This is a genomic window from Streptomyces malachitofuscus, assembly GCF_055571035.1.
This window is the reverse complement of sequence record NZ_JBVIGA010000004.1, coordinates 213,792-239,142: the sequence shown is the minus strand read 5'-3', so window position 1 is coordinate 239,142 and position 25,351 is coordinate 213,792. Positions and strand designations below refer to the sequence as shown.

Sequence of the window (25,351 nt, the reverse complement as noted above, 5' to 3'; positions counted from 1 at the left end):
CGGCTGGAGCACAGCAATGACGCAAATGATCTCCCCACCAGGGCGAAGGCGTTCTAGGCTCGTCCGTACCGCCGAGTCGCGCAGTGCGGGGACGGGCACCGCACACGCACCGGAGCGCCAGCGGTACAGCAGCGCCCCCGACCGGGGACGCCGCCGGGCAAGGAGGGCCGCATGACCGTACGGCGAGTAATGGGCATCGAGACGGAGTACGGGATCTCCGTCCCCGGCCACCCCAACGCCAATGCCATGCTCACCTCGTCCCAGATCGTGAACGCCTACGCGGCGGCGATGCACCGGGCCCGCCGGGCCCGCTGGGACTTCGAGGAGGAGAATCCTCTGCGGGACGCGCGAGGCTTCGACCTCGCCCGTGAGGCCGCCGACGCCAGCCAGCTCACCGACGAGGACATCGGCCTGGCCAACGTCATCCTGACCAACGGCGCGCGGCTCTACGTGGACCACGCCCATCCGGAGTACAGCGCGCCCGAGGTCACGAACCCGCGCGACGCCGTCCTCTGGGACAAGGCCGGGGAGCGGGTCATGGCCGAGGCGGCGGAGCGGGCGGCCCAGCTTCCCGGCGCCCAGCCGATCCACCTCTACAAGAACAACACCGACAACAAGGGCGCCTCCTACGGGACGCACGAGAACTACCTGATGAAGCGGGAGACCCCCTTCTCGGACATCGTGCGCCACCTGACGCCGTTCTTCGTCTCCCGCCAGGTCTTCACCGGCGCCGGCCGCGTGGGCATCGGGCAGGACGGCCACGAGCACGGGTTCCAGATCAGCCAGCGCGCGGACTACTTCGAGGTCGAGGTGGGCCTGGAGACGACGCTGAAGCGGCCCATCATCAACACACGCGACGAGCCGCACGCCGACGCCGAGAAGTACCGGCGGCTGCATGTGATCATCGGAGACGCGAACCTGTCCGAGATCTCGACGTATCTGAAGCTGGGCACGACGGCTCTGGTGCTGTCCATGATCGAGGACGGCTTCATCGCGGTGGACCTGGCGGTCGACCAGCCCGTGCGGACCCTGCACCAGGTCTCGCACGACCCCACGCTGAAGCGGCTCGTCACGCTGCGCAGCGGGCGGACGCTGACCGCGGTGCAGCTCCAGATGGAGTACTTCGAGCTGGCCCGCAAGTACGTGGAGGAGCGGTTCGGGGCGGACGCCGACGACCAGACCAAGGACGTGCTGGCCCGCTGGGAGGACACGGTCACCCGGCTGGAGAACGACCCGATGAGCCTGGCCGGAGAGCTGGACTGGGTCGCCAAGCGGGAGCTCATGGAGGGCTACCGCCGCAGGGACGGCCTGGACTGGGACGCCGCCCGGCTGCACCTGGTGGACCTGCAGTACGCCGACGTGCGCCCCGAGAAGGGCCTGTACAACCGTCTGGTGGCCCGCGGGCGCATGAAGCGGCTGCTGGACGAGGGCGAGGTCGAGCGGGCCCGCACGGCGCCTCCTGAGGACACCCGTGCGTACTTCCGCGGGCGGTGCCTGGAGCAGTACGCGGACGATGTCGCGGCGGCCTCCTGGGACTCGGTGATCTTCGATCTGCCGGGCCGGGACTCGCTCCAGCGGGTCCCAACCCTGGAACCGCTTCGCGGAACGCGTAATCACGTCAAGGAGCTCCTCGACCGCTGCCGCACGGCAGAGGACCTGGTCAGGGTGTTGTCGGGGAACTGAGCGGGTATCGGGGTACCCCGGGAAGGGCCGGCCGGACAGGGTGGAAAACGCCGGGTCCGGGAATCATCGAGGTGGTCCCCGTACGTTGGAGCAACTGCGGGGGCATTGTCGGACCCGGCTTGTAGGGTCTGATCTTGACCGAGCAAGTGTGTCGGGCGAACCGAGCGGGGTGAGGGTGATGGCGACCAAGGACACCGGCGGCGGACAGCAGAAGGCCACCCGGTCCACCGAGGAGGTCGAGGAGCAGGCGGCGGAGACGCAGGCTTCGGAGGACCTCAAGGAGCGGCAGGAAAAGCTGAGCGAGGACGTGGACGACGTCCTGGACGAGATCGACGACGTCCTCGAGGCCAACGCCGAGGACTTCGTGAGGTCCTTCGTTCAAAAGGGTGGCCAGTAGCCTTCGGATCATCGAAGGATCCGGTGGCGTTCCGGGCGAGAGCCCGGGTGACATTCGGGGTGAGAACCCACAGTGGCGTGGGGCGCTGTCCGCGGACCGGGATGGGCCGGCCGCGGGCAGCGTTCGCGCTGTGGGAGCCGCCGTTCGTGCTGCGGGAGCAGCCCGAAAGGCTTCGTCGAATATGTGGATCATTGCCGTGGGACGGGTAGGGTCCGTGGCGTACCGTGCTTCAACTGCAATTCGGCCATCGGCAAGTTGGGAGATGATCCCGACGCTGTTCGTCGGGCAGCTGCCTACCTGGAAGGAACTTCGTGGAAGCCAACACTCGTAGCACCGGGCGTCTGCCGGCTGCCTTCCTGACGCCAGGGTCTTCCTCGTTCATGGACTTTCTCTCCGAGCACCAGCCGGAACTGCTGCCGGGCAAGAGGTCGTTGCCGCCCGTGAAAGGCGTGATCGAAGCGCCGCACGGGACCACCATCGTGGCCGTGACCTTCCCGGGCGGCGTCGTGCTCGCCGGTGACCGGCGGGCCACGATGGGGAACGTCATCGCGCAGCGGGACATCGAGAAGGTGTTCCCCGCAGATGAGTACTCCGCGGTGGGCATCGCCGGTACGGCGGGGCTGGCCGTGGAGATGGTGAAGCTGTTCCAGCTGGAGCTGGAGCACTTCGAGAAGGTCGAGGGCGCGCAGCTGTCGCTGGAGGGCAAGGCGAACCGGCTGTCGACGATGATCCGTTCGAATCTGGGCATGGCCATGCAGGGCCTGGCCGTGGTGCCGCTGTTCGCGGGGTTCGACGTGGACCGGGAGAAGGGGCGGATCTTCTCCTACGACGTCACGGGCGGGCGTTCCGAGGAGCAGGGATACGCCGCCACCGGTTCCGGCTCCGTCTTCGCGCGCGGTGCGATGAAGAAGCTGTTCCGGGACGACCTGAGTGAGGCCGAGGCCACCACGCTGGTGGTGCAGGCGCTGTACGACGCGGCAGACGACGACTCGGCGACCGGTGGTCCCGATGTCGCCCGCCGGATCTATCCGATCGTCACCGTGATCACCGAGGACGGCTTCCGCCGGCTCACCGAGGACGAGGCGTCCGACATCGCCCGGTCGGTGCTGGAGCGGCGGCTGGAGCAGCCGGACGGTCCGCGGGCCTCGCTGCTGTAGGAGCGGCGCGAGCGGTTGCGGTTTGGTTGTTCAGGGTGGTCCAGTGACTTCGACAGAAAGGGACGGATAACCGGTGTCGACGCCGTTCTATGTCTCACCCCAGCAGGCGATGGCGGACCGGGCGGAGTACGCCCGGAAAGGCATCGCCCGTGGTCGCAGCCTTGTTGTGCTGCAGTACGCCGACGGGATCGTGTTCGTCGGCGAGAACCCGTCCCGTGCGCTGCACAAGTTCAGCGAGATCTACGACCGGATCGGGTTCGCCGCGGCCGGTAAGTACAACGAGTACGAGAATCTGCGGATCGGGGGCGTGCGGTACGCCGATCTGCGGGGCTACACCTACGACCGGGACGATGTGACGGCCCGGGGTCTGGCGAACGTGTACGCGCAGACGCTGGGGACGATCTTCTCGAGTGTGGGGGAGAAGCCCTACGAGGTGGAGCTGGTCGTCGCCGAGGTCGGGGAGACCCCGGAGCAGGACCAGATCTACCGGCTGCCGCACGACGGGTCCATCGTGGACGAGCACGGCTCGGTGGCCGTGGGCGGCAACGCGGAGCAGATCAGCGGGTACCTCGATCAGCGGCACCGGGACGGGATGACGCTGGCGGAGGCGCTGAAGCTGGCGGTGCAGTCGCTGTCGCGGGACACCAACGGCAGTGAGCGGGAGATTCCCGCGGAGCGGCTGGAGGTGGCGGTGCTGGACCGGACGCGGCCGCAGAAGCGGAAGTTCAAGCGGATTGGCGGGCGGCAGCTGGCGCGTCTGCTGGAGGCGGGCGGCGCGGAGACGGCCTCCGAGGCGGAGACCGACACGGAGGCCGACACGGACTCCGGCGGAGACGTCGAGTAACACCTGCGGTGGGGGTGCGCGTCCTACGCCTGCGGCGCAGGTGCGGGTGGGGTGGGGGTGCGCGTAGCGCCCGCGGTGGGTGGGTGGTGCGGGGCCGGGGTGGGGGTGTCCGTCCTCGGACTGGCGCGATGGGGCTTGTTGGTGGGGTGCGGGGTGCGGACGCGCCAGCCACTGCGGGCGGACACCCCCACCCCGTCCCCTCCCCGCCGCAGGCGGTCCCCTGCCGCCCCCGCACCGCCGCTCCCGCCTTCCGCGGGCAGTCGAGCCGCTGGGGCGGCACGGGTGGGCGGTGGGGGAGGCACCCCGCCGGCGCCGGGCTGCGTAAACACCCCCCGGGGGGGGCCGGGGCCCACGGGGGCCGGCGTTCAGGTGCCGGGGGCGCGTGGGGCCGCCGCTTCAGCCTGGTGCCCTCGCTGTTGAGCCGCGTACGACCAGGTCGACCGGGATGTCGCTGGCCGAGGGATCACGCCCCTCCAGCACGGCCAGCAACGCCCCCATCCCCCGCTCCCCGAACAGCTCCGCATCCAGCCGCACAGTCGTCAGCTCCGGATCGATCGCCGTCGCCAGCGCCAGATCGTCGATCCCGGTGACGGACAGTTCCTCCGGCACCCGCAGCCCCAGCCGCCGTGCCGCCTTGTACACGCCCGCCGCCAGCTGGTCGTCGTCGCAGACGACCGCGGTCGCCCGGTCCGGCGTCAACGACAGCGCCGCCTCCGCGGAGGCCTCCGCCCCCCGGATGGAGATCGGCGCCCGCGCCGTGCGCAACGACGCGCCCGGCACCGCCCGCAGCCGCGCCGCCAGCTCCCGTGCGCGCACCTCGAACGTCCAGGACGCCACGTCCGCCGCCAGGTGCAGGAAGCGGCGGTGGCCCAGGCCGAGCAGGTGGTCCGTGACCTGCCGGACACCGTCCGCGATGTCGAGGTTGACCGTCGCCGCGCCCACGCTGCCCCCGGGGTCGCTGTCCAGCATCACCAGCGGGAGCTGGTCGCCGCGGATCGCGGTGAGGGCCTCCGCGGCCATGGAGGAGGCGATCACGCCGTCCAGGGCCGACTGGGCGGACGCGAAGGGGTCGCGGGCGGGGCCGATGCCCTCGGGGGACGGATAGAGGACCACGCCGAAGCCGTGCTGGGCGGCCACTCGGGCGGCCCCGGTGTAGACGCCCGCGAAGAACTCCGTCGTGAGGGCGGGGACGACCAGGAGGACCGTACGGGTGCGGCCCAGGCGGAGATTGCGGGCGGCCAGGTTCGGGCGGTAGCCCAGGGTGCGCGCGGCCTCGCGGACGCGCTCCGCCGTGGCTTCGGAGACCCGGCCGCGCCACTTGTCGCCGAGGACCAGGGAGACCGCGGCCTGGGAGACGCCGGCGGCCCGGGCGACGTCCCGGCTCGTGGGGCGGGTGCCGGCTCGGGGCATCGTCGGGCCGCTCCTTCGTCTGGACTGGTGGACAGCCGACATGGTACGTATGGAAGCCGTAGTTATACGTAAAACTTCCAGCGGAGGAGCCGGCATGGCCACGGGATACCTGGAGATCCTCCGGGCACGGCACGCCTCCCGGCTGCTGGTCGGCACCCTCGTGGGGCGGCTGCCCAACGCGACCGCCGCTATCGCGATCGTTCTGTTCGTGCGCGCCGAGGGCGGCACGTACAGCCTCGCCGGTGCCCTGGCGGCCGTGTACGGCGTCGCCAACGCCGTCGGACAGCCCGTGCTGGGACGGCTGGTGGATTTGCGCGGGCAGCCGCGGGTGCAGCTGCCCGCCGCCGTGCTCTCCGCGCTGGCGATGGCACTGTTCGCCTTCGTGGGAACCGAGCCGCCGGCGGTGGCCTACGGAGCCGTCGCCGCGGGGGGCCTCTTCACACCGCCGCTGGAGGGCGGGCTGCGGGCGCTGTGGGCCTCCGTACTGCCCAAGGAGGACCACGTCCACCGGGCCTACGCCATGGACGCCGTGGCCCAGGAGGTGATGTTCACCGTCGGACCGCTGCTGGTGACGGTGTGCGCCTCGCTGTGGTCCGCCCAGGCCGCGCTGCTCGTGCTGAACGCCATCGGGGTGCTCGGTGCGCTCTCCGTCGTTCTCTCGCCGCCCTCGCGCGCCTGGCGGTCGGCGCCCCGCGAGGCCCACTGGCTGGGTGCCCTGCGCTCGCCGGGGCTCCTCGCACTGCTGGGCGCCTTTCTGGCGGTGGGCATGGCGCTGGGGTCCATCACCGTGGCGGCCATGACGTACGCGGACGAGCACGGCGGCGACCACGTGTACGGCTGGCTGATGGCGGGCATCGGGCTGGGCGCCCTGATCGGCGGTGTGGCGTACGGGGCGCGGCAGTGGGCCGGCGAGCCCGCGCGGCGGCTGCAGGTGATCGTGGCCCTTCTGGCGCTGTGCTACCTGCCGCTGATGCTGATGCCCGGTCCGCCGGCCATGACGCTGCTCACCGTCGTCGCCGGGCTCTTCCTGGCGCCGGCGATCGCCTGCGCGTTCGTGCTCGTCGACCGGCACGCGCCGCGCGGGACCGTCACGGAGGCCTTCTCCTGGCTGGTGACGACCTTCACCGTCGGCGCGTCGGTCGGCACGGGCCTCACCGGTCCGGTGGTCGAGACGGGCGGGGCACTGTGGGGCTTCGCCGTGCCCGGTGCCGCGGGTGGCGTGTCCCTGGTGGTTTTGATCGCCACGAGTCGGGTAATGGCAGCTCCCGCCGGGAGGGCGGTGGTTGCGGCTCGTTCCGAAAATGATCCGAACCGTGCCCTCGAACCTCGTTTCAGCTCGGGGGATCGGGCGTAATGTTCCCTCATGGACCGCCGCATTTTCGGGCTGGAGAACGAGTACGGCGTCACGTGCACGTTCAGGGGACAGCGCCGCCTGTCGCCTGACGAGGTGGCGCGGTACCTCTTCCGCCGTGTCGTGTCATGGGGCCGAAGCAGCAATGTCTTTCTGCGGAACGGCGCCCGCCTCTATCTCGACGTGGGGTCACATCCCGAATACGCAACACCGGAATGTGACAACGTGACCGAACTGGTCACCCACGACAAGGCCGGCGAGCGCATTCTCGAAGGACTCCTGGTGGACGCCGAACGACGCCTGCACGAGGAGGGAATCGCGGGCGACGTCTACCTCTTCAAGAACAACACCGACTCCGCCGGCAACTCCTACGGCTGCCACGAGAATTACCTCGTGGCCCGGCACGGGGAGTTCTCGCGGCTCGCGGACATCCTCATCCCGTTCCTGGTGACCAGGCAGCTGCTGTGCGGCGCGGGCAAGGTGCTCCAGACGCCGCGCGGCGCCGTCTACTGCGTCAGCCAGCGCGCCGAGCACATCTGGGAGGGCGTCTCCTCGGCGACGACCCGGTCCCGGCCGATCATCAACACGCGTGACGAGCCGCACGCGGACGCCGAGCGCTACCGCCGCCTGCACGTCATCGTGGGCGACTCGAACATGTCCGAGACGACCATGCTGCTCAAGGTCGGCGCCACCGACCTGGTGCTGCGCATGATCGAGGCGGGCACCGTGATGCGTGACCTCACCCTGGAGAACCCCATCCGGGCGATCCGCGAGGTCAGCCACGACATCACCGGGCGCAGGAAGGTGCGTCTGGCCAGCGGCCGGGAGGCATCCGCGCTGGAGGTGCAGCGCGAGTACTACGAGAAGGCGCTGGACTTCTGCGAGCGCCGCGGCATCCGCACCGGCACCGTCGAGCAGGTGCTCGAGCTGTGGGGCCGTACGCTGGACGCGATCGAGTCCGAGGACCTCGACCGCATCGGCACCGAGATCGACTGGGTCATGAAGTACAAGCTCCTCGAGCGGTACCGGGCCAAGCACAACATGACCATGTCGCACCCCCGGGTCGCGCAGATAGACCTCGCCTACCACGACATCCACCGTCGGCGAGGTCTTTACTACCTGCTGGAGAAGAAGGGACAAGCCGCCCGGATCTGCAATGATTTGAAGATCTTCGAGGGCAAGTCCGTACCGCCGCAGACCACTCGCGCCCGACTGCGGGGCGACTTCATCCGGCGCGCCCAGGAGCAGCGCCGCGACTTCACCGTCGACTGGGTGCACCTCAAGCTCAACGACCAGGCCCAGCGCACCGTGTTGTGCAAGGACCCGTTCCGTTCGGTCGACGAGCGGGTGGAGAAGCTGATCGCCGGAATGTGAGACACGCGTTCCGTCAGGGACCCCGGAATCCCCGGAACGTCACACGGGCGCCGCACGTTACACAGTGCGGCGCCCTTCTCACGCCGTAGAGTTGCGCGGACGCCATCCACAAGATCGATGATTACGAGGCCCCCACCGTGCGCCGACGCTCACTTCTCATTGCCGTTCCTGCTGGACTGGCCACCCTCGCCGCGTGCGGCGACGACGGGTCCGACTCGGACAAGGCCAGCGACAGCGCGTCGCCGTCGGCGCCGGAGACGTCCGCCGCGCCGTCGCCGAAGATCGTCGACGGACCGCTGCCGGCCATCACGGCGGGCACGAAGTTCGGTGAGAAGCCGACGGTCGCCAAGGGCACCGGTGACCCGTCCAAGGACCTCGCGGTCAAGACGGTCATCGCGGGCGGCGGCAGGACGGTCGCCGAGAACGACTTCATCGTCGCCAACTACCTGGGCCAGGTGTGGAGCACCGCCAAGGTGTTCGACAACTCCTACGACCGCAAGACCCCGCTGGCCATCCAGCTCGCCCAGGGCACCATCATCGACGGCTGGCGCTACGCGCTCACCGGCAAGAAGACCGGCAGCCGCGTCCAGATGGCCGTACCGCCGACCTGGGGCTACGGCGAGCAGGGCAACGAGCAGGCGGGTATCAAGGGCACCGACACCCTGGTGTTCGTGGTCGACGTGCAGGACACGTTCAACGCCAAGAGCTCCGCCAAGGGCAGTGAGGTGGCCCAGGACAACAAGGACCTGCCCAAGGTCGGCACCAACACCGACGGCAAGGCGCCCTCCATCGAGGTGCCCGACACCGACCCGCCGAAGAAGCTCGTGTCGAGCTACATCCTGGAGGGCGACGGCGAGGAGGTCGGCGCCGACAACAGCGTCCTCGTCCAGTACAAGGGCGTGCTGTGGGACGGCGGCAAGGAGTTCGACTCCACCTATGGCCGGGGGCAGCTGACGTCGTTCTCGCTCCAGCAGGTCGTCAAGGGCTGGGCGCAGGGGCTCACCGGCAAGAAGGTCGGCAGCCGGGTCCTGATCGTCATCCCCCCGGAGCTGGGCTACGGCGACAACCCGCCGCAGGGGAGCGACATCAAGAAGGACTCCACGCTGGTCTTCTCGGTCGACATCCTCGCGAAGCTGTGACGTCGTAAGGATGTAAGACTGTGCGTGTTCGCCTTTCCGCAGACAAGCAGGAGCTTTAGACGTGAGCATCGACAAGCCCGAGATCGACTTCCCGGGCGGCGAGCCCCCGGCGGACCTCGAGATCAAGGACATCTGGGAGGGCGACGGCGAGGTGGCGCAGGCCGGCCAGACCGTCACCGTTCACTACGTCGGCGTGGCCTTCAGCACGGGCGAGGAGTTCGACGCCAGCTGGAACCGCGGCACCCCCTTCCGCTTCCCGCTGGGCGGCGGCCGGGTCATCAAGGGCTGGGACCAGGGCGTGCAGGGCATGAAGGTCGGCGGGCGTCGTCAGCTGACCATCCCCGCCCACCTCGCCTACGGCAACCAGAGCCCCACCCCGGCGATCAAGCCCGGTGAGACCCTGATCTTCGTGGTCGACCTGCTCGGCGTCTGATCCGACCGGAGTCGATCGTCAAGGGCCCATGCCTGTCCGGGCATGGGCCCTCGGCTTTTACCCCGCCACCTCGGGACGGTACGGTCATCGGTCGTAAGCACCATAGGGAGGCGAAACGCGTCGATGGCGATTGCCAAGGCCGAGCGGCTGATGAATCTGGCGCTGTGTCTGCTCGGGACCCGGCGGCCGCTCAGCAAGCGCGAGCTGAGGGAGTCCATCGAGGCCTATCTCGAAGCCGGGTCCGACGACTCCTTCAACCGGATGTTCGAGCGCGACAAGGACGATCTGCGCGAACTCGGACTGGTCATCGAGACCGTCGAGAACCTCGACGGGGAGACCGGCTATCTCGCCCGCCGCGACAGCAACCGGCTGCCGCCCATCACCCTCGACGCCGAGGAGGCCGCCGCCCTCGGACTCGCCGCCAAGGTGTGGCAACAGGCCCGGCTCGCCGGAGCCGCCAGCGGCGCCCTGCAGAAGCTGCGCGCGGCGGGCCTCCCGGAGGACGTCGACCCGTACGGCGCCCACGGGGCCCTGGAACCGCGCATCCCCGTGCACGAGGCGGCGTTCGAGCCGCTGATGCTGGCCTGCCGTGACCGTCGGGCTGTCGTCTTCGACTACCGCAAGGCCAACGCCGCCCAGCCCGAGCAGCGCCACGTCGAACCGTGGGCGCTGGAGTGCTGGCGCGGGCACTGGTACCTGGCCGGCTGGGACCGCGACCGGGGCGCCGAGCGGGTCTTCCGGCTCTCCCGGATCACCGGCAAGGTGCGCTCGCGCAGCGGCCGGTTCACCGTCCCGGTGCCGGACGTCGTCACCGTGCGGGAGACCGTGGCGAGCTGGGCCGGGGAGACCGCCGACCGCTCGGCGCGCATCCGGCTGCGCTCCGACGCCGGTTACCCCCTTCGGGCGAAGGCCACCTCGGTCCGGGAACTCGGTGACGGCTGGGACGAGTTGGAGATTCCGTACGGCCACGGCCTGGATGCCTGGCTGGTGGAGTTCGGGCCCGATGTGGTGGTCCTGGAGCCCGCGGAGCTGCGGGCCGACGTGGTGGACCGGCTGCGTGCCGTGGCCAAGGGCTGAGGGGGAGCGGACAAGACGTGGCAGGCAAACCGGTCAGGCCCGTGAACGCCATCGACCAGACCCGGCGGATGCTCTCCTTGGTGACGTATCTGCGGGAACGCCCCGGAGCCCGGGTCGAGGACGTGGCGCGGGCCTTCGGCATCACCGAGGACGAGCTGGTCTCCGACCTCGATGTGCTGCCCATGTGCGGCACCAGCTTCCGCGGCGGTGACCTGCTGGACATCGACACCGACGGCGAGCGCATCTGGTGGCACAACCCGGCCGCCCTCGGCGCGGACGCCGCCGAGCCGCTGCGGCTGGCCGCCGACGAGGCCACCGCCCTGCTGGTCGCCGCCCGCGCGGTGGCCACGCTGCCCGGACTGCGCGAGAGCGACCGGCAGGCGCTGCTGCGCGCCACCGCCAAGGTGGAGACCGCGGCCGGTGAGGTGGCGGGCGCCAGCTCCCGTCTCTCGGTGACCTTCGAGTCCGAGGGCGGCGTGTTCGCGGACGTCGACCGGGCCATCGCCGAGCGCCGCAGACTGTGGATCCGCTACTACTCGCCCGCGCGCGACGAGGTCACCGAGCGGGAGATCGACCCGATCCGCCTGGTCAGCGTCGGTCACACCTATGTCGAGGCGTGGTGCCGCCGCTCCGAGGCGCGCCGCACCTTCCGGCTCGACCGGGTCGCCGAGATCCGGATCCTCGACGAGCCGTCCGCGCCGCCCGAGGTCGAGCTGCGGGACCTGTCGGAAGGACTGGTGCAGCCCGCCGCCGAGGACCCGGAGGTGGTGGTCGAGGTCGCGCCGGGCGGGCGCTGGGTTGCCGAGTACTACCCGCACGACAGCGCGGATGAGCTTCCCGACGGCGGACTGCGTATCACTCTGCGCACGCCCGATCCCGCCTCGCTCAGACGGCTGGCGCTGCGGCTCGGCCGCGACGGCCGCATAGTCGAGCCGCCCGAGCTGGCCGGCAGCGCCCGTCAGGCGGCCCGCGAGGCACTGGCGGCGTACGACGGGGTCGAGGCGGCCGGGACGACAGGCAGGAGCGAGGGCTTTGAGTGAGTCGGCGAACCCCGGAGCGCGGGGCATGACGGCGGCGTCCGCGTTCGCCGGGATGAGAAGCGTCGCCCCGGTGATGTTCCGGGCGGGCTGTCCGGACTGCCGGGAGCGCTTCGAGCTCGCCGCGAGCGCGTTGCGGCTGGCCATCGGGGCCAGCAGCCGGACCACGTTCTACTCCTTCACCTGCCCCCGGTGCGGGGCTGCCGTCCGCAAGCCGGCGGGGGAGCGGATCGTGGAGCTGCTGACCGGCGGTGGGGTCCGGACACTGCGGCTGCACTCGACGGTCTAGGCTCGCCCTATGTTCTGGCCGATGTTCGCGGTTGCCGTGGGGTTCCTGGGTCTTGTGGTGCTCGGGGTGCTCGCCGTCCGGGTCTTCGTCGAGGCGGAGCGGCTCGGTAGGCAGGTCACTGAGTCGGCTCGCCGGATCGGGCGGGCGGCGGAGGAGCTGGAGCGGGCGGCCAGTGGGGCGGCGAGGTCCGCGGAAGCGCTCTGAGCGGCTGCCGCGGTTTTTCGGTGTGACCGGTGCCGGGGCGGGGTGCTTGCGGGGTGCCTCCCCCCACTCGCGACTTCGCTCGAGCGGGAGGTACCCCCACCGCCCACCCGTGCCGCCCCAGCGGCAGGACTGCCCGCGGATGCGGTGGTGGTGCTCGTGGTTGGCGAGGGGCGTGCTCTGTCACCGTGTGGGGGGCGGCAGGTACGCTGCTGGTCGCGGTTCGGAGAACGAGGCACGGGCCGCAGACGGGAGTACGCGCGGGGATTGCCGGACGTTTACCCCTGAGGGTTACGATCGCTGTCAGCACCGTCGTTCGGACTCCTGTCCGACCGGTCGGACAGCCACCCACCCACCCGCCTCGGTGAGAAGGTAAAGACTTATGGGACGGCTCGGACCTACCGAGATCATTCTGATCCTCGTCGTCATCATCCTGCTGTTCGGTGCGAAGAAGCTCCCGGACATGGCGCGCTCGCTCGGCAAGTCCGCGCGCATCCTCAAGAGCGAGGCGAAGGCGATGAAGGACGACAACAAGTCCGCCGCCCCCGCCGACCCGCCGGCCACCGGCGAGCAGCCCCCGGCGCAGCGCACCATCCAGGCGGCCCCCGGCGACGTGACCAGCTCCCGCCCGGTCACGGAGCCGACGGACACGACCAAGCGCTGACGCAGGGCCGGTGACCGCCGGCCCGCCGCACGAGATGGGAACGTGGGTTGCTCAAGTCTGCCCGCAATCAGGAGAGGGATCCCGAGGGGCGCATGCCCCTCGTGGAGCACCTGCGTGAGCTGCGCAACCGGCTCGCCAAGGCCGTCCTCGCGGTCGTCGTCGTGTCGATCGCGGCCGCGTTCTACAGCGAGCAGCTCATGCAGTTCCTCGCCGAGCCGGTGCCGAAGTGCGAGGACCTGGCGAACAGTGACGGCGGCAACTGCGCCATCGTCTCCTTCAACACACTGACGTCGCCGTTCACCACGACGATCAAGGTGAGCCTCATGGCCGGCCTGATCGTCTCCAGCCCCGTCTGGCTCTACCAGCTCTGGGCCTTCGTCGCCCCCGGGCTGCACAAGCACGAGAAGAAGTACACCTATGTCTTCGTCTCGGCGGCGGTTCCGCTGTTCGTCGGCGGCGCCTTCCTGTCCTACGTCATCCTCCCGGTCAGCATCAAGGTGCTGCTCAGCCTCACGCCGGGGGGATCGGCCAACATCCTCTCGCTGGACGAGGTCCTCGACTTCACCATCCGGATGGTGCTGGTCTTCGGTCTGGCCTTCGAGCTCCCGCTGCTGCTCATCATGCTGAACATGGTCGGCATCGTCTCCGGCCGCCGCATGGCCGGCTGGTGGCGCGGTGTCGTCATGGGCGTCTTCGTCTTCGGCGCGGTCGCCACGCCCACCACCGACCCGGTGGGCATGATCGCGCTCTCCGGGCCCATCGTCGTCCTCTACTTCGTTGCCGTGGGATTCTCGCTGCTCAACGACAGACGGCGCGCCCGCAGGGAGTCCGCGGGCCCCGCCGACGACGAGGCCTCCGAGCTGGATCTCACACCCGAGTCCGTCGAACCGGCTGAGTCCGTGGCCGCCCTGCCTGAGCAGACCACGAAGGACCGGGTCAACGGTTATGACGACGTGACCTGAGGAACGCCGCGCAGCTCATAGGGTCACTCCCGTGACCAGCGAGATCACCCTCTTCGTCAACCCCACCGCGGGCCGTGGCCGGGGCGCCCGCGCGGCGCTGCCGGCCGCCGCCGCGCTGCGGGACGCCGGCTTCTCGGTGCGGACCGTCCTCGGCGACGATCCCGAGGACGCCCTGTCCCGGGCGCGCGCCGCCATCGAGGACGGCACCGGCGCCCTGATCGCCGTCGGGGGCGACGGCATGGCGAACCTCGCCCTGCAGGCCGTCGTCGGCACCGGCACCCCGTTCGGGCTGGTCGCCGCCGGGACCGGCAACGACTTCGCCCGCGCGCTGGGGATGCCCCTGCGGGAACCGGCCGCCGCCGGGCGGATGATCGCCGACGCCCTCAAGTCCGGCCGCGTCCGCGACATCGATCTCGGCCGCATCGGGGAGCGCTGGTTCGGCGCCGTGCTCGCCTCGGGCTTCGACTCCCGGGTCAACGACCGCGGCAACCGGATGCGGATGCCCCTCGGCCGCTTCAAGTACGACCTCGCGATGGTCGCCGAGCTGGCCGCCTTCCGCCCTCTGCCGTACCGCATCACCCTCGACGGCGGCGAGGTCCGCGAGGTCGAGGCGACGCTGGTGGCCGTGGGGAACGGGCCGTCGTACGGCGGCGGCATGCGGATATGCCCCGGAGCCGATCTCACCGACGGGCTGTTCGACATCACGGTGGTGGGGGAGTGCAGCCGGGCCACGCTGCTGCGGGTCTTCCCGCGGGTGTACCGGGGAACGCACGTCGACCATCCCGCGATCACCGTGCTGCGCGCGGCGACCGTGGAGCTGGCCGCGGAACAGGTCACCGGGTACGCGGACGGGGAACCGGTGGGACCGCTGCCGCTCACCGCGCGGTGCGTGCCGGGCGCCCTGCGGGTGGTGGGCCCCTGAACGGGGCGGCTCCGGCCGCTCACCGGGACGGTTGTCGATATTGATCGTCCTGTTGTCGGTGCGGCCCGGTACGCTCGAAAGCACGATGACAGAGGATCTCTCACCGGCCGAGCGGTACGCGGCAGCACGCAGGCGCGCTGCCGAGCAGGCCACCGCGCTCGCCTCCTTCCGCGAGATGTACGACTTCGGCCTCGACCCCTTCCAGATCGAGGCCTGCCAGGCGCTCGAGGCGGGGAAGGGCGTGCTGGTCGCCGCGCCCACCGGCTCCGGCAAGACGATCGTCGGCGAGTTCGCCGTCCACCTCGCCCTCCAGCAGGGCAAGAAGTGCTTCTACACGACACCCATCAAGGCCCTGTCGAACCAGAAGTACGCCGATCTGTGCCGCCGCTACGGCGCGGAGAAGGTGGGCCTGCTCACCGGCGACAACAGCGTCAACTCCGACGCCCCGGTGGTCGTGATGACCACCGAGGTGCTGCGGAACATGCTCTACGCCGGGTCGCAGACCCTCCTCGGCCTCGGTCACGTGGTGATGGACGAGGTGCACTACCTCTCCGACCGCTTCCGCGGCGCCGTCTGGGAGGAGGTGATCATCCACCTCCCCGCGTCCGTGACCCTGGTGTCACTGTCGGCGACGGTGTCGAACGCCGAGGAGTTCGGCGACTGGCTGGACACCGTCCGCGGTGACACCCAGGTGATCGTCTCCGAGCACCGGCCCGTGCCCCTGTTCCAGCACGTGCTGGCCGGCCGGCGCATATACGACCTGTTCGAGGAGGCCGAGGGCGGGAAGCGGGCCGTCAACCCGGACCTGACCCGCATGGCCCGCCTGGAGGCCAGCCGCCCGTCCTGGTCCGACCGCCGGCGCGGGCGGGGCAACACGCGGGAGGCCGACCGGGAGCGGGAGCGCCGCCAGCGCTCACGGGTGTGGACACCGAGCCGGCCGGAGGTCATCGAACGGCTGGACGCCGAGGGTCTGCTGCCCGCCATCACCTTCATCTTCAGCCGCGCCGCCTGCGAGGCCGCCGTCCAGCAGTGCCTGTACGCGGGCCTGAGACTCAACGACGAGGAGGCGCGGGCCCGGGTCCGCGCCCTGGTCGAGGAGCGCACCTCCTCCATCCCGGCCGAGGACCTCCATGTCCTGGGCTACTACGAGTGGCTGGAGGGCCTGGAGCGCGGCATCGCGGCCCATCACGCGGGCATGCTGCCGACCTTCAAGGAGGTCGTGGAGGAGCTGTTCGTGCGCGGCCTGGTGAAGGCCGTGTTCGCGACCGAGACCCTCGCCCTCGGCATCAACATGCCCGCCCGCTCGGTGGTGCTGGAGAAGCTCGTCAAGTGGAACGGCGAGCAGCACGCCGACATCACCCCCGGCGAGTACACCCAGCTGACCGGCCGGGCCGGCCGGCGCGGCATCGACGTGGAGGGTCACGCGGTCGTGCTGTGGCAGCGCGGCATGAACCCCGACCACCTGGCCGGACTGGCCGGGACGCGTACGTATCCGCTGCGTTCCAGCTTCAAGCCGTCGTACAACATGGCGGTCAACCTGGTCGAGCAGTTCGGCCGGCACCGCTCGCGGGAACTGCTCGAGACGTCCTTCGCGCAGTTCCAGGCCGACAAGTCGGTCGTGGGCATCTCCCGTCAGGTGCAGCGCAACGAGGAGGGTCTCGAGGGCTACAAGGCCTCCATGACCTGCCACCTCGGCGACTTCGAGGAGTACGCGCGCCTGCGCCGTGAGCTGAAGGAGCGGGAGAACGAGCTGGCCCGGCAGGGCGCGGCGCAGCGCCGCGCGGAGGCCGCCGTCGCGCTGGAGAAGCTCAAGCCGGGCGACGTCATCCATGTGCCCACCGGCAAGTACGCGGGGCTGGCGCTGGTCCTCGACCCGGGGCTGCCCGCGGGCCGTTCCAACGGCCACCGCGGCTACGAGTACGCCGACGGTCCGCGCCCGCTGGTGCTCACCGCGGAGCGGCAGGTCAAGCGGCTGGCGTCGATCGACTTCCCGGTGCCGGTCGAGGCGCTGGAGCGGATGCGGATCCCGAAGTCCTTCAACCCGCGCTCCCCGCAGTCGCGTCGGGACCTCGCCTCCGCGCTGCGCACCAAGGCCGGGCATATCACGGTGGACCGGCACCGCAAGAAGCGCTCCCAGGCGGCCGACGACCGCGAGATCGCGCGGTTGCGCAAGGCGCTGCGGGCGCACCCCTGTCACGGCTGCCAGGACCGCGAGGACCACGCGCGCTGGGCCGAGCGCTACCACCGGCTGATGCGCGACACCTCGCAGCTGGAGCGCCGTATCGAGGGCCGGACGAACACCATCGCCCGTACCTTCGACCGGATCGTCGCGCTGCTGACCGAGATGGACTATCTGCGCGGCGACGAGGTCACCGAGCACGGCAAGCGGCTGGCCCGGCTGTACGGCGAACTCGACCTGCTGGCCAGCGAATGTCTGCGCGAGGGCGTCTGGGAAGGTCTCGCCCCCGCCGAACTCGCCGCGTGCGTGTCGGCGTTGGTGTACGAGGCCCGGGTCTCCGACGACGCGATGGCGCCCAAGCTGCCCTCGGGCAAGGCCAAGGCGGCACTCGGCGACATGGTCCGCATCTGGGGCCGGCTGGACGCCCTGGAGGAGGACTTCAGGATCAGCCAGACGGAGGGTGTGGGGCAGCGCGAGCCCGACCTCGGCTTCGCCTGGGCCGCCTACATGTGGGCCTCGGGCAAGGGCCTGGACGAGGTGCTGCGCGAGGTGGAGATGCCCGCCGGTGACTTCGTGCGCTGGTGCAAGCAGGTCATCGACGTGCTCGGCCAGATCTCGGCGGCGGCACCGTCCGCGGAGGGCTCGACGGTCGCCAGGAACGCCCGGAAGGCGGTCGACGGACTGCTGCGCGGCGTGGTCGCCTACTCCTCCGTGGGCTGACCGCCCGCTCCGACACCACGCGAAGGCCCGGTGCGCTCCCCGCGCGCCGGGCCTTCGCGTCCCGTGCGCCCTCGCCGGCCGCATGGCCGGCCGTCCTCGTGGGCAGGATCGGGTTGCCGCAGGGCCTTCCTCACCCGTGACGGTGAGTGATTTTCGTACGCCCGTACTCCGTGACGCACGGTGTTCGAACGGCGGCTCACCGTGCAAATGGCCCCGAGCGTACTCCTGTCCCAGGGGCCATTTCCGGCACTTGCTGAATATGACATGGCGATGATCCCGTCGGACTAAGCTCGCCCGCAGCGCACCGAGTTGAGCTGAATTCGTGCGCTTGTTCCCCTATGCGCACGTTCCCCGACCATCAGTCGATTCGCTACAGAGGGCTCACATGGCGAGTGTCCAACTTTCCTATGCACGCGTGCTGTTGCTGCCGGCCATAGTGATGGCCGCGGCGACCGGAGCCGCCGTCGCCCTGGTGACGGAGCCCGCCCGGACCGCAGTCGGTGTGTGCGGCGCCGTCGCGACCCTGCTGGTGACCGCCGCCGCAGCCGAGGCGGTGCGCCGCGGCCGCACGCTGAGGGAGGCCCGAGCCGCATACGACCGTCACCGTGCGTATCTGGAGGCCCGGATCGCCTCTCACGACACGGAGACGCAGTACTTCGCCCAGCAGGTCATGCCCGCGGCCCTCGACCACCTGCACAGCGGCCACGACCCCGACGAGGTGATCCGCGCCCTGCCCGCTTTGAACCCGGCCTGGCGCGACCTGCCGAAGTACCAGATCACCCTGCTCAGGACCACACTGAAGATCATCGACGACGAGGAGAACCTGCGCGACTCCGCCCAGCGCTCCTTCGTCAGCATCGCCCGCCGCGTCCAGGCGATCGTCCACCAGCAGGCCAAGGAACTCCGCGAGATGGAGGAGGACCACGGCCGCAACCCCGAGGTCTTCGACGACCTGCTGCGCATCGACCACGGCACCGCGCTGATCGGCCGCCTCGCGGACTCCATCTCCGTCCTCGGCGGCGGCCGGCCCGGACGCCAGTGGCCCAAGCCCGTCGCGCTCTACAGCGTGCTGCGCGGCGCCATGTCCCGCATCCTCGAGTACCGCCGTATCGACCTGAAGTCGATCGCCAAGATCAACATCAAGGGCATCTACGTCGAGCCCGTCATCCACGCCGCCGCCGAACTCCTCGACAACGCCACCCGCTACTCCCCGCCGACCTCCAAGGTGAGCGTCACCGCCACCGAGGTGCAGACGGGCGTCGCCATCGAGATCGAGGACGCCGGAGTCAGCCTCGACGAACAGGCAAGGGCACGCATCGAGGGCATCCTCGAACAGGCCCAGCGGGGCGTGGACCTCCAGGAGATCGGCGCCAACCCGCGCCTCGGCCTCGCCGTCGTGGGCCGGCTGTGCACCGCGTTCGACATGAAGGTCTCGCTGCGCGCCTCCGCATACGGAGGCGTCCGCGCCGTCCTCGTCGTACCGAGCGAGATGATCACCGACCAGCCCGGCGTGGGTCTCGCCCACGGCATCGGGGCGACCGCCGTGCCCCGCCCGGTCGACGCCCTCCCCGGCCCGGAGCGCGCACCCAAGAAGCGCCGCCCCACCAGCCCTCGCATCCCCGACACGGTCTCCATGGAGGACGACGTCCCCGAGGTCACCGAGTGGACCGCGGGCGGCCTGCCGCAGCGCCGCAGCCGGGTGAAGACCCCGCTCTCCCAGCGGTACGCCGAGCAGGCGGCCGCCGAACGGGCCGAGCGGGAGGCCAAGGAGCGGGGCGAGGAGTACCGCGACATCTGGGCCACGCCCGAACCCGAGAAGAAGCAGAACGACCGCGAACCCGGCCTGTGGGTCGACGCCTTCTGGGAGGGCCTGAAGAAGGACCTCGACCCGGGTGTCCACCCCACCGACTTCACCCGGAATCCGACCGCCTACCTGCATCTCATCAACGAACCGGCCCGCACCGAGGCCGAGGAGGAGGGGGACCTCAAGTGATTCAGCAACGAGCCAACTTCGACTGGATGCTCAAGGAGCTCGCCGACGGCGTACCCGGCGTCGAGATGATCGTGGTGCTCTCCGCCGACGGGCTGCGCATCGCCCGCTACGGCGGCGAACCGGACGCCGCCGACCGGGTCGCCGCCGCCTGCGCCGGCGTACAGAGCCTCGCCGGAGCCGTCGCCCAGGAACTCCCGCACGGTGACGGCGAGATGAAGATGGTTCTCATCGAGATCAACGAGGGCTACTTCTATCTCATGGCGGCCGGCGCCAACGCCTATCTCGCGGTGCTCTCCGACATGACCTGCGAACCCGGCCGCATGGGCGGCATGATGCGCGACCTCGTCGTCCGCATCGGCGCCCATCTGACCAGTCCGCCGCGACGGAACGGGCAGACCGTATGACTCCTCCGCAACGCCAGAGGCGCTCCCCGCAGGGCGGACCCCCTCCGCAGCCGGCCGGACCCGCCAGGAAGGAGGGCGAGGGCGGCAACCCCGAGCGGCTGTACGTCGTCGCCGGACCGGACGGCGAACGGGCGGACATCGACCTCGTCACGCTGATCGTGGCCCGATCCCCGGACCCCCCGCCCTCCGCCACCCCCGAGCAGGCGGCGCTGCTCCGGCTCTGCGTCGCCCCCCTGTCCGTGGCCGAACTGTCGGCCTACCTCAGCCTGCCGTTCAGCGTGGTGACCGTGCTGCTCACCGAGATGCTGACGGCGGAACTGGTCCAGGCGCGCTCGCCCATCGTCCGCAAGGCGCTCCCCGACCGTTCCCTTCTCGAAGCGGTGATGCATGGACTTCAAAGGCTCTGAGACCATCCCGGGACCCCGGGCCGAGGATCAGTTGCCGCACACGGCACAGGCCGCGGTGAAAATCGTCATCGTCGGCGGTTTCGGCGTCGGCAAGACGACCATGGTCGGTTCGGTCAGTGAGATCAAACCGCTGACCACCGAGGAGACCATGACCCAGGCCGGCATCGGGGTCGACGACAACTTCGGTTCCGCGTCCAAGACGGCCACCACCGTCGCCATGGACTTCGGACGCATCAAGATCACCGACCAGCTGGTGCTGTACCTCTTCGGCACACCTGGCCAGGAGCGCTTCTGGTTCCTGTGGAACGGGCTGTTCGAGGGGGCGCTCGGCGCGGTCGTGCTCGTCGACACCCGACGCCTCGAGGTCAGCTTCGACGTCATGGGGCGGCTCGAGGAACGCGGAGTGCCGTTCGTCGTCGCGGTCAACTCCTTCCCCGACGCCCCGCGTTACCCCGTCGCCGACCTGCGGGCCGCCCTCGACCTGTCCGAACAGATCCCCATCATGGAATGCGATGTGCGGCGCCGTGCCTCCAGCCGCGACGTCCTGATGACCCTGATGCGGTTCCTGCACTCCCTCGCCATGACGGGCTCGCTCACCTGATCCCGGGATCCGTCCCCCACGACCCCCTGCTTCTGCTTCCCCTTCCGGAGCGCCACTGTGACGCCTGAATCCCACTCCCTGACGGGAGACTCCCCGACCGGCACGGACGGCCCCCGGCCCGGGCCGCCCCCCGGCTGCCCCGCGCACGGCCTGGGCCCCGGCGGACATGCCCGGCTGCACACGTCGGAGGACCTGCGCAAGCTGTACGAGGAACTGCGGGCCGAACACGGCCCGGTGGCGCCCGTGCTGATCCATGACGACGTGCCGATGTGGGTGGTCCTCGGCCACGCCGAGAGCCAGCAACTGGTCCGCACCCCCGCGCACTACTGCAAGGACAGCCGCATCTGGTCCGCGCTCGCCGAGGGCCTGGTCAAGCCCGACCATCCGCTGATGCCGCACATCGCCTGGCAGCCGATGTGCGCGCACGCCGAGGGCGACGAACACCTGCGGCTGCGCGGCGCCATCGACGCCGCCGTCGCGGCCACCGACTTCCGCGGGCTGCGCCGGCACGTCAACCGCAGCGTGCAGCGGGTCGTCAACCGGTTCTGCGAGGCGGGCGAGGCCGACCTGGTCGGCCAGTACGCCGAGCATCTGCCGATGGCCGTGATGTGCCAGGTGCTCGGCATGCCCGACGAGTACAACGACCGCATCGTGCAGGCCGCCCGCGACATGCTCCGCGGCACCGAGACCGCCATCGCCAGCAACGCGTACATCATGGGGGCGCTGCAACGCCTCACCGCCCGCCGCCGTGTCGAGCCGATGGACGACTTCGCGGGCCATCTCATCGCCCACCCGGCCGGACTGACCGACGAGGAGGTCAGCCAGCACCTCAGGGTGGTGCTGATCGCCGCCTACGAGGCCACCGCCAACCTTCTGGCCAACGTGCTGCGCCAGGTGCTGATCGACCCGCGCTTCCGCTCCCAGCTCAACGGCGGCCAGATGACCGTGCCTCAGGCGGTGGAGCAACTACTCTGGGACGAACCGCCGTTCAGCACCATCTTCGCCTACTACGCCAAGCAGGACACGGAGCTGGGCGGCCGGCGCATCCGCAAGGGGGACGCGCTGCTGTTCGCGCCCGCCCCGGCCAACGTCGACCCGCGCGTGCGCCCCGACCCGACCGCCGACATGCAGGGCAACCGCTCCCACCTCGCCTTCGGCGGCGGCCCGCACGAGTGCCCCGGCCAGGACATCGGCCGTACCATCGCCGAGGTCGGCGTGGACGCCCTGCTGATGCGGCTGCCGGACGTGGAGCTCAGCGTCGACGAGGAGGAGCTGTCCTTCACCGAGTCCATCGCCTCGCGGCACCTCGTGGAGCTGCCGGTCCACTTCACGCCCCGGCCGCAGCAGGACGTGAGGAAGCGGCCCACCCACGAGAACGACGCGCCCGTGCAGCGGGACTGGCACATCGGTGCGGCTCCGCGACCGGTGGCGGCCGCCGAACCGGCGCCGCTCCCCACGGCCGTGGAACCGCCCGTGCCGCTGCCACCGCCCCCTCCGGTGACGGAACCCGCCCCGCCGCGGAACGCGTGGCAGCGCTTCCTGCGCTGGTGGCGTGGCTACTGACCGGCCGCCCACGCCTCGTACGACGTCCAGGCGGCGAGCGTCCGGCCGCTGGTGAACCGGTGCTCCACTCCCGTCACCGGGTCGGTGAACTCCAGTGTCCGTGCCAGCAGTTGCAGCGGGCGCCGGAAGTCACCGGCCGGTACGGGGGCAGTCACCTCGGGGTACAGCGGATCGCCGAGGATCGGTACACCGAGGGCGTTCATGTGGACCCGCAGCTGATGGGTCTGTCCGGTGCCCGGCACCAGCCGGTACCGTCCGAGGCCGTCCGCGCGCGCCTCCGCGGCTTCGACCCGGGTCACGGCGTTCGGCTCGCCCTCGACCTCCCGGGCGGTCAGCGGCCCGCGCTCCTTCACGATCCGGCTCCGTACCGTCCGGGGCAGGTCCAGCGCCGGGTCGTGGGGCGCGACCGCCTCGTACTCCTTGTGCACCAGACGGTCGCGGAACAGCGTCTGGTAGGCGCCCCGCTCCTCGGGCCGTACCGTGAACAGCACCAGGCCCGCGGTGAGCCGGTCGAGACGGTGTGCGGCGCCCAGTTGGGGTATGCCGAGCTCACGGCGGAGCCGGGCCAGCGCGGTCTGGGCGACATGGCTGCCGCGCGGGGTGGTGGCCAGGAAGTGGGGCTTGTCGACGACGACGATGTGCTCGTCCCGGTGGACGAGCTCCAACGGGAACGGCACGGGCACCTCGGCGGGCAGCTCGCGGTGGAACCACAAGAACATCCCGGGTGCGTACGGTGTGTCCGCCGGTACGGGCTCTCCGTCCGCCCCGACGATCAGCCCCGCGGCGAACATCCCGTCCACGACGCCGGCCCCGGCCGACAACCGCTGCACCAGGTGCTCCCGCACCGTCGCCCACCCGTCCCCGGCGGGCAGCCGTACCCGCACGGGGTCCACACCGTCGCGCTGCGGCAGGGGAGAGGGCGGGATGGGCCGTCTGCGTCTCACATGGAGCAAGCGTACGGGGCGGTCAGCCCTGGTCCGCCGCCCGCCTGAGCTCCGTCTCGATCTCGTGCAGCGGTCTGCCCTCGGCCCGGGCGTACTCGGCGACGGCGACGCGGACGTCACGGGCGAGGTCGCGCCAGGCGCGCCGGGCGGTCTCCCAGGTGGCGGTCTGGTGCCCGCTCCACTTGGTCCGGGTGCTGGAGCCGTAAGTGTCCCGCAGTTGCTGGACCCGCGCGTGTGCCTCGTCCGCGGCGCGCTGCTTGGCCACGAGCTCGTCGAAGGTGTGTGCCACGCGGCCGGATCCTGGGGCAGGACGGCGTCTCGGACGCACTCGCCACGCCGTGCCTCCCGGCAGGCGAGCAAGAGTTCACCCGACCGGCCCGCGGGGGTGTGGGCCGGGGGTGGGTTACGCGGCCCAGCGCCCCAACGCTGGCCGCGTGCGGGGGCTGACCGGGGTTGGGTCACGTGCCCCGGCGCATGCGGGGTGGCGGCACGGCTGCCCGCGACCGACGGCGGCGGGTGGCCGCGGGGCAGCCGCCTACGGCGGGGAGGGGGCGGGGTGGGGGTGTTCGCCCGCAGTGGCCGGCGCGTCCGCGCCCTCGCCTCCACCAGCGGGCACAGTCGCGCCGGTCCGAGGACGGACACCCCCGCCCCGCCCCCGCACCACCCACCCTCCGTAGGCGCTGCAGTGGGCGTAGATCAGGCGGAGGCCGGGAAGGCCTCCTGTTCGGCTTCGATGCGGGAGTTCCACTCGCGCTTGGAGGCCTGCCAGCCGTCCTCGTTGTGGCCGAGCCGCCAGTAGCCGGAGATCGACAGGTCCTCGCGCGGGATGCCGCGCTCCACCCGCAGCAGCCGGCGCAGCTCCTTCACGAAGTGCGCCTCGCCATGGACGAAGGCGTGCACCCGGCCCTCGGGGAAGTCCAGCCCCCGGACGGCCTCCACCAGCGCCTCGCCCACGGGCCGGCCCCCGCGGTGCAGCCAGCGCACCTCCACGTCGGAGTCGATCTTCTGCTCCTCCTCGGGCCCGGAGACCTCCACGAAGGCGAAAGCCCGGGCACCATCGGACAGCGCCTCCAGCGAACGCGCGATCGCGGGCAGCGCGCTCTCGTCACCGGCCAGCAGATGCCAGTCGGCGGCCGGGTCCGGTGCGTACGCGCCGCCGGGTCCGAGGAAGCGGACGATCTCGCCCGGGCGCACGTTCGCCGCCCAGGGCCCGGCCAGCCCCTCGTCCCCGTGGACCACGAAGTCCAGGGTCAGCTCACGGTGCTCGGCATCCCACTGACGCACGGTGTACGTCCGCGTCACCGGCCACTGCTCGCGCGGGAACTCCTCGCGGATGCGCTGGAGATCGAAGGGCTCCGGGTAGGTGGCCCCCGCGGCCGGGAACAGCAGCTTGACGTAGTGATCGGTGCAGGTGTCCGCCGCAAGGCCGGCCAGGCCCTCACCCCCGAGCACCACACGCTGCATGTGCGGGGTCAGCCGCTCGGTGCGGACGACCTCGGCGGTGTGCGGCGTGCGCGCGGCGCGTCCCGGTCGCTCTGCCATGAGGTGCCTCCCAGCCGGATGAGTTAGGTAAACCTAAGTTAGCACCTCGATCGCGCGG

The 25,351-nt window shown here is 70.8% G+C and carries 25 protein-coding genes and 1 pseudogene; 22 read left to right on the top strand and 4 right to left on the bottom strand.

What is annotated here, in order from left to right; translation table 11 throughout:
• Positions 1 to 171: 171 nt before the first annotated feature.
• The 5 genes and pseudogenes from dop (at position 172) to prcA (ending at position 4,081) form a co-directional block, all read left to right on the top strand.
• Positions 172 to 1,683, top strand: a complete 1,512-nt coding sequence (gene dop, locus ACZ44S_RS07805) for a depupylase/deamidase Dop (protein WP_466925628.1) — start codon at positions 172 to 174, stop codon at positions 1,681 to 1,683.
• A gap of 178 nt (positions 1,684 to 1,861) precedes the next feature.
• Entirely contained in the window at positions 1,862 to 2,080 is a 219-nt protein-coding gene (locus ACZ44S_RS07800; RefSeq protein WP_037932349.1) for a ubiquitin-like protein Pup, read from the top strand.
• 180 nt (positions 2,081 to 2,260) lie between these two features.
• A pseudogene (locus ACZ44S_RS07795) lies at positions 2,261 to 2,440 on the top strand (endonuclease domain-containing protein); the annotation flags it as partial.
• Entirely contained in the window at positions 2,392 to 3,237 is an 846-nt protein-coding gene (prcB, locus tag ACZ44S_RS07790) for a proteasome subunit beta (RefSeq protein ID WP_190166305.1), read from the top strand. The pseudogene ACZ44S_RS07795 and the gene prcB, both read left to right, overlap by 49 nt.
• 73 nt (positions 3,238 to 3,310) lie before the next feature.
• Entirely contained in the window at positions 3,311 to 4,081 is a 771-nt protein-coding gene (gene prcA, locus ACZ44S_RS07785) for a proteasome subunit alpha (protein WP_466925625.1), read from the top strand.
• A gap of 396 nt (positions 4,082 to 4,477) precedes the next feature.
• Here the strand turns inward: prcA and ACZ44S_RS07780 are convergent, their stop codons facing one another.
• The gene (locus tag ACZ44S_RS07780) at positions 4,478 to 5,491 is read right to left on the bottom strand and encodes a LacI family DNA-binding transcriptional regulator (RefSeq protein ID WP_466925622.1); all 1,014 of its coding nucleotides are present in this window, start codon (positions 5,489 to 5,491) and stop codon (positions 4,478 to 4,480) included.
• Between the two features lie 94 nt (positions 5,492 to 5,585).
• On the opposite strand from ACZ44S_RS07780, the gene ACZ44S_RS07775 reads away from it, so the two are divergent.
• The 17 genes from ACZ44S_RS07775 (at position 5,586) to ACZ44S_RS07695 (ending at position 22,807) form a co-directional block, all read left to right on the top strand.
• A complete protein-coding gene (locus ACZ44S_RS07775; protein WP_466925619.1) occupies positions 5,586 to 6,845 on the top strand; it encodes an MFS transporter in 1,260 nt (419 codons plus the stop codon).
• A gap of 9 nt (positions 6,846 to 6,854) precedes the next feature.
• A complete protein-coding gene (gene pafA, locus ACZ44S_RS07770) occupies positions 6,855 to 8,216 on the top strand; it encodes a Pup--protein ligase (RefSeq protein WP_142196373.1) in 1,362 nt (453 codons plus the stop codon).
• Positions 8,217 to 8,353: 137 nt separating this feature from the next.
• Positions 8,354 to 9,355 carry an FKBP-type peptidyl-prolyl cis-trans isomerase gene (locus ACZ44S_RS07765; protein WP_466925616.1) on the top strand — a complete coding sequence of 334 codons (1,002 nt, stop codon included), beginning with the start codon at positions 8,354 to 8,356 and terminating at the stop codon, positions 9,353 to 9,355.
• Positions 9,356 to 9,416: 61 nt separating this feature from the next.
• Positions 9,417 to 9,788 (top strand): FKBP-type peptidyl-prolyl cis-trans isomerase, encoded by a 372-nt coding sequence (locus tag ACZ44S_RS07760; RefSeq protein ID WP_030835713.1) that lies wholly within the window; start codon positions 9,417 to 9,419, stop codon positions 9,786 to 9,788.
• A gap of 123 nt (positions 9,789 to 9,911) precedes the next feature.
• Complete coding sequence (locus ACZ44S_RS07755) at positions 9,912 to 10,865, top strand: helix-turn-helix transcriptional regulator (protein WP_190166310.1); 954 nt, start codon at positions 9,912 to 9,914, stop codon at positions 10,863 to 10,865.
• Positions 10,866 to 10,882: 17 nt separating this feature from the next.
• A complete protein-coding gene (locus ACZ44S_RS07750) occupies positions 10,883 to 11,905 on the top strand; it encodes a helix-turn-helix transcriptional regulator (RefSeq protein ID WP_466925613.1) in 1,023 nt (340 codons plus the stop codon).
• Positions 11,906 to 11,930: 25 nt separating this feature from the next.
• Positions 11,931 to 12,191 (top strand): hypothetical protein, encoded by a 261-nt coding sequence (locus tag ACZ44S_RS07745; protein WP_006132302.1) that lies wholly within the window; start codon positions 11,931 to 11,933, stop codon positions 12,189 to 12,191.
• A 9-nt stretch (positions 12,192 to 12,200) separates the two neighbouring features.
• Entirely contained in the window at positions 12,201 to 12,395 is a 195-nt protein-coding gene (locus ACZ44S_RS07740) for a hypothetical protein (protein ID WP_190166313.1), read from the top strand.
• A 379-nt stretch (positions 12,396 to 12,774) separates the two neighbouring features.
• Complete coding sequence (tatA, locus tag ACZ44S_RS07735) at positions 12,775 to 13,056, top strand: Sec-independent protein translocase subunit TatA (RefSeq protein WP_073933654.1); 282 nt, start codon at positions 12,775 to 12,777, stop codon at positions 13,054 to 13,056.
• A gap of 92 nt (positions 13,057 to 13,148) precedes the next feature.
• Positions 13,149 to 14,018: a twin-arginine translocase subunit TatC gene (gene tatC, locus ACZ44S_RS07730; RefSeq protein WP_466925610.1), complete on the top strand. Its 870-nt coding sequence runs from the start codon at positions 13,149 to 13,151 to the stop codon at positions 14,016 to 14,018.
• A 31-nt stretch (positions 14,019 to 14,049) separates the two neighbouring features.
• Positions 14,050 to 14,940, top strand: coding sequence for a diacylglycerol kinase (locus ACZ44S_RS07725; protein ID WP_466925608.1), 891 nt, complete (start codon positions 14,050 to 14,052; stop codon positions 14,938 to 14,940).
• A gap of 40 nt (positions 14,941 to 14,980) precedes the next feature.
• Positions 14,981 to 17,839 carry a DEAD/DEAH box helicase gene (locus ACZ44S_RS07720; protein WP_466925606.1) on the top strand — a complete coding sequence of 953 codons (2,859 nt, stop codon included), beginning with the start codon at positions 14,981 to 14,983 and terminating at the stop codon, positions 17,837 to 17,839.
• Between the two features lie 385 nt (positions 17,840 to 18,224).
• Complete coding sequence (locus ACZ44S_RS07715; protein WP_466925604.1) at positions 18,225 to 19,832, top strand: sensor histidine kinase; 1,608 nt, start codon at positions 18,225 to 18,227, stop codon at positions 19,830 to 19,832.
• A complete protein-coding gene (locus tag ACZ44S_RS07710; protein WP_125507959.1) occupies positions 19,829 to 20,236 on the top strand; it encodes a roadblock/LC7 domain-containing protein in 408 nt (135 codons plus the stop codon). The genes ACZ44S_RS07715 and ACZ44S_RS07710 overlap by 4 nt, the downstream gene beginning before the upstream one ends.
• Positions 20,233 to 20,643: a DUF742 domain-containing protein gene (locus ACZ44S_RS07705; protein WP_466925601.1), complete on the top strand. Its 411-nt coding sequence runs from the start codon at positions 20,233 to 20,235 to the stop codon at positions 20,641 to 20,643. The genes ACZ44S_RS07710 and ACZ44S_RS07705 overlap by 4 nt, the downstream gene beginning before the upstream one ends.
• Positions 20,624 to 21,244, top strand: coding sequence for a GTP-binding protein (locus tag ACZ44S_RS07700; RefSeq protein ID WP_190166319.1), 621 nt, complete (start codon positions 20,624 to 20,626; stop codon positions 21,242 to 21,244). Before ACZ44S_RS07705 ends, ACZ44S_RS07700 begins: the two co-directional genes overlap by 20 nt.
• A 57-nt stretch (positions 21,245 to 21,301) precedes the next feature.
• Entirely contained in the window at positions 21,302 to 22,807 is a 1,506-nt protein-coding gene (locus ACZ44S_RS07695; protein ID WP_466925597.1) for a cytochrome P450, read from the top strand.
• Here ACZ44S_RS07695 and ACZ44S_RS07690 read toward each other — a convergent pair.
• The 3 genes from ACZ44S_RS07690 to ACZ44S_RS07680 form a co-directional block, all read right to left on the bottom strand.
• Positions 22,801 to 23,751 (bottom strand): RluA family pseudouridine synthase, encoded by a 951-nt coding sequence (locus ACZ44S_RS07690; protein WP_466925594.1) that lies wholly within the window; start codon positions 23,749 to 23,751, stop codon positions 22,801 to 22,803. The genes ACZ44S_RS07695 and ACZ44S_RS07690 overlap by 7 nt on opposite strands.
• Positions 23,752 to 23,773: 22 nt before the next feature.
• Positions 23,774 to 24,040, bottom strand: a complete 267-nt coding sequence (locus ACZ44S_RS07685) for a hypothetical protein (protein WP_466925593.1) — start codon at positions 24,038 to 24,040, stop codon at positions 23,774 to 23,776.
• A 407-nt stretch (positions 24,041 to 24,447) separates the two neighbouring features.
• Entirely contained in the window at positions 24,448 to 25,293 is an 846-nt protein-coding gene (locus tag ACZ44S_RS07680; RefSeq protein WP_466925591.1) for a siderophore-interacting protein, read from the bottom strand.
• Positions 25,294 to 25,351: the final 58 nt, after the last annotated feature.